Source organism: Aeromicrobium sp. Leaf272, assembly GCF_001422865.1.
Lineage (GTDB): Bacteria > Actinomycetota > Actinomycetes > Propionibacteriales > Nocardioidaceae > Aeromicrobium.
Map to the genome: position 1 here is coordinate 486,065 of NZ_LMMY01000009.1, position 2,642 is coordinate 488,706.

At 73.8% G+C, this 2,642-nt stretch carries 4 protein-coding genes; all 4 read left to right on the forward strand.

Annotation, left to right across the window (positions count from 1 at the left end; genetic code table 11):
* The coding region (locus ASF38_RS03965; RefSeq protein ID WP_162237294.1) for a hypothetical protein at nucleotides 1-528 on the forward strand (528 nt) is incomplete at its 5' end.
* Between the two features lie 110 nt (nucleotides 529-638).
* Nucleotides 639-1,289 (forward strand): hypothetical protein, encoded by a 651-nt coding sequence (locus ASF38_RS03970; RefSeq protein WP_056556503.1) that lies wholly within the window; start codon nucleotides 639-641, stop codon nucleotides 1,287-1,289.
* Nucleotides 1,290-1,368: 79 nt separating this feature from the next.
* A complete protein-coding gene (locus ASF38_RS03975) occupies nucleotides 1,369-1,869 on the forward strand; it encodes a thioesterase family protein (protein WP_056556506.1) in 501 nt (166 codons plus the stop codon).
* Entirely contained in the window at nucleotides 1,866-2,615 is a 750-nt protein-coding gene (locus tag ASF38_RS03980) for a helical backbone metal receptor (RefSeq protein WP_056573786.1), read from the forward strand. Before ASF38_RS03975 ends, ASF38_RS03980 begins: the two co-directional genes overlap by 4 nt.
* Nucleotides 2,616-2,642 lie beyond the last annotated feature (27 nt).

Here is a 2,642-nt window from a genome sequence, read left to right on the forward strand (position 1 = left end):
GCCGTCGTGGTGGCACTGCTGCTGCTCGCCGTGGTGGTGTCGGTCGCCCGCAAGAGCGCCGAGGCCAAGCGCCGCCACCGGCTCGAGCAGGAGCAGCGGGACCGGCAGAAGGCCGGCACGCTCCGCGACGAGGCGCGTGAGGCCGCCGTGGCCGCGCAGCACACCGAGGCCGGCGCCGCCGTGGCGCGGGCCGACGCCGACGAGGCACGCCTGGAGGCCGAGCGCCTGGAGCGCCACGCCGTCGACCTGGAGAACGAGGCCACCGAGGTGCAGGGCGCGGCCGACGACCGGCTCGCCGAGGCCGATCGCCTGGACCCCGACGTGCCCGAAGCCGGGCGGGACCACCGAGCGACCGACCAGAGCCCGGTCGACGAGGCGCCCCTCACCCCGAGCACCGAGGCGCCGGCCGACCCGACGACGCACGGCTCCCACGTCGCGGACGACCACGGCGTGACCGATCGACCCGCCGTCGACCCGGACCCGTTCGAGACGCCGGGCGAGCACCGCACTCCCCCGCCCAGGTCCTGATCATCGGGACGGTGGCGGCGCGCTCATCGAGTCGCGCCGCCCCGGGACCCGGTCTACGTTCGTGACCACGCCTTCGGTCGTCGACCTGGCCCCATGACAAGGAGCTCGCCATGAGCACGCACGACCACCAGCCCGCCGCCTCCGAGCCGAGGCACGCCGACACGACCGCGGACGGCGACCGCGCCACCCCGGTCGTCGACCGCAAGGAGGTCGTCGAGCGGCAGAAGGAGCGCTTCGGCGGGGTCAAGATCGTCTGCGCGTTCTTCGGCTGGGTCACCGCCACCGGCATGACCGTGCTGCTCACCGCTCTCGTCGCCGCGGCCGGCGCCGGAGTCGGCCTGGTGTCGGGCGCCGACGTCACCGACGCCGCCGCCGACCAGGGACTCTCGGCCGAGGAGATCGGCTGGGCCGGCGTCGCGCTGGTGCTCGTGGCCGTCCTCGTGTCCTACTACAGCGGCGGCTACGTGGCCGGCCGCATGGCGCGCTTCGACGGCATCCGGCAGGGCATCGCGGTCTTCGCGTGGGCCGTCGTCGCCGCGATCGTCGTCGCGGTCCTCGGAGCCGTGGCCGGGACCCGCTACGACGTCCTCGACCAGCTCAACGCCTTCCCGCGCATCCCGAGCGACCTGTCCGACCTGAGCCTCGCCGCCGTCGTGCTCCTCGTCGGTGTGGTCGCGGCCGCACTCGTCGGCGCCATGCTCGGTGGACTGGCCGGCATGCACTTCCACCGCAAGGTCGACCGCGAGGGCCTCGGCCGCTGAGCCGGACCGACCCCGGGTGCCGCGACCCACGTCGCGGCCCCGGGGTTCGTCGCGCCCGGCGCCCGATACGGTCGGTCAGGTGACGACGCACCCCACCTACGCCCAGGTCGCAGCCCTCCCGACGGTGCACGAGCACGTGGTGGGGCCCGAGCACCTCGACGAGAACCGCCACATGAACATCGGCCACTACTTCACGTTCGGCGGGCACGCGCTCTGGGCCCGCCACCAGGACGAGCTGGGCATGCCGGACACCTACATCACCGAACGGGGCCTCACCACGTTCACGGCGGAGCAGCACCTGCGCTACCTCGGCGAGTCCCTCGAGGGCGACCGGATCGGCGTGAGCGTGGTCATCGTCGACCGCAGCGACAAGGTGCTGCACGCCGCGGCGTTGATGACCAACCACACCCGGCAGGAGCTGTCCTGCGTGATGGAGGCGGTCTCGGTCCACGTCGACTTCGCGACCCGTCGACCGACGCCCTTCCCCGACGACATCGCCGCCCTGCTCGACGCAGCGATCGCCACCGACCGCACCGACTGGGCGCTCCCCCTCAGCGGAGGGCTCGGCATCCGCCGATGAAGGACGACCTCGGCCACGACGTCGACGTGCCCCGCGAGGCGCGCCGCGTGGTGAGCCTCGTGCCGTCGGTCACCGAGGGTCTGGCCGCTGCCCGCCCCGAGGCGCTCGTGGGCGCCACCGACTGGTGCACCCACCCCACCGACCTCGACGTCACGCGTGTGCGAGGCACCAAGAACCCCGACCGCGCCGCGATCGAACGGCTGCGACCGGACCTGGTGGTGGCGAACCAGGAGGAGAACCGCGAGCTCGACGTCCGACGTCTGCGTGAGGCCGGCGTGCCCGTGTGGGTCACCCGGATCGAGACCGTCGACGAGGCGCTCGGGTCGCTGCGACGTCTGTTCGACGACGCGCTCGGGTGGGGTGTGCCCGACTGGCTCGGCGCGGCGTCGGCTGCGTGGGAGGCGCCGGCCCCGGCGACGCGCGGCACCGTGGTGGTACCGATCTGGCGCGACCCGTGGATGGTCGTCGGCCCCCGCACCTTCACCGCCGACCTGCTGCGTCGGCTCGGGTGGACGGTGTCGGTCGGCGCGGCGCCGGACCCGACCTCGCGGTACCCGCACGTCGAGCTGGCCGACGTCGACACCCCGGACGTCGACCTGGTGCTGCTGCCCGACGAGCCCTACGTGTTCGGACCCGACGACGGTCCCGAGGCGTTCACGTCGGCGCCGACACGGCTCGTGTCGGGTCGGCTGCTCACCTGGTACGGACCGTCGCTGGTCGAGGCGCGGACCGCCCTCGACCTCTGAGTCACGGAAATCTCACGCCTGCACGGG

Bases quoted from the DNA above. Each gene is read 5' to 3' on its own strand.
- ASF38_RS03970 (WP_056556503.1), top strand. From the start codon at position 639: ATGAGCACGCACGACCACCAGCCCGCCGCCTCCGAGCCGAGGCACGCC.
- ASF38_RS03980 (WP_056573786.1), top strand. From the start codon at position 1,866: ATGAAGGACGACCTCGGCCACGACGTCGACGTGCCCCGCGAGGCGCGC.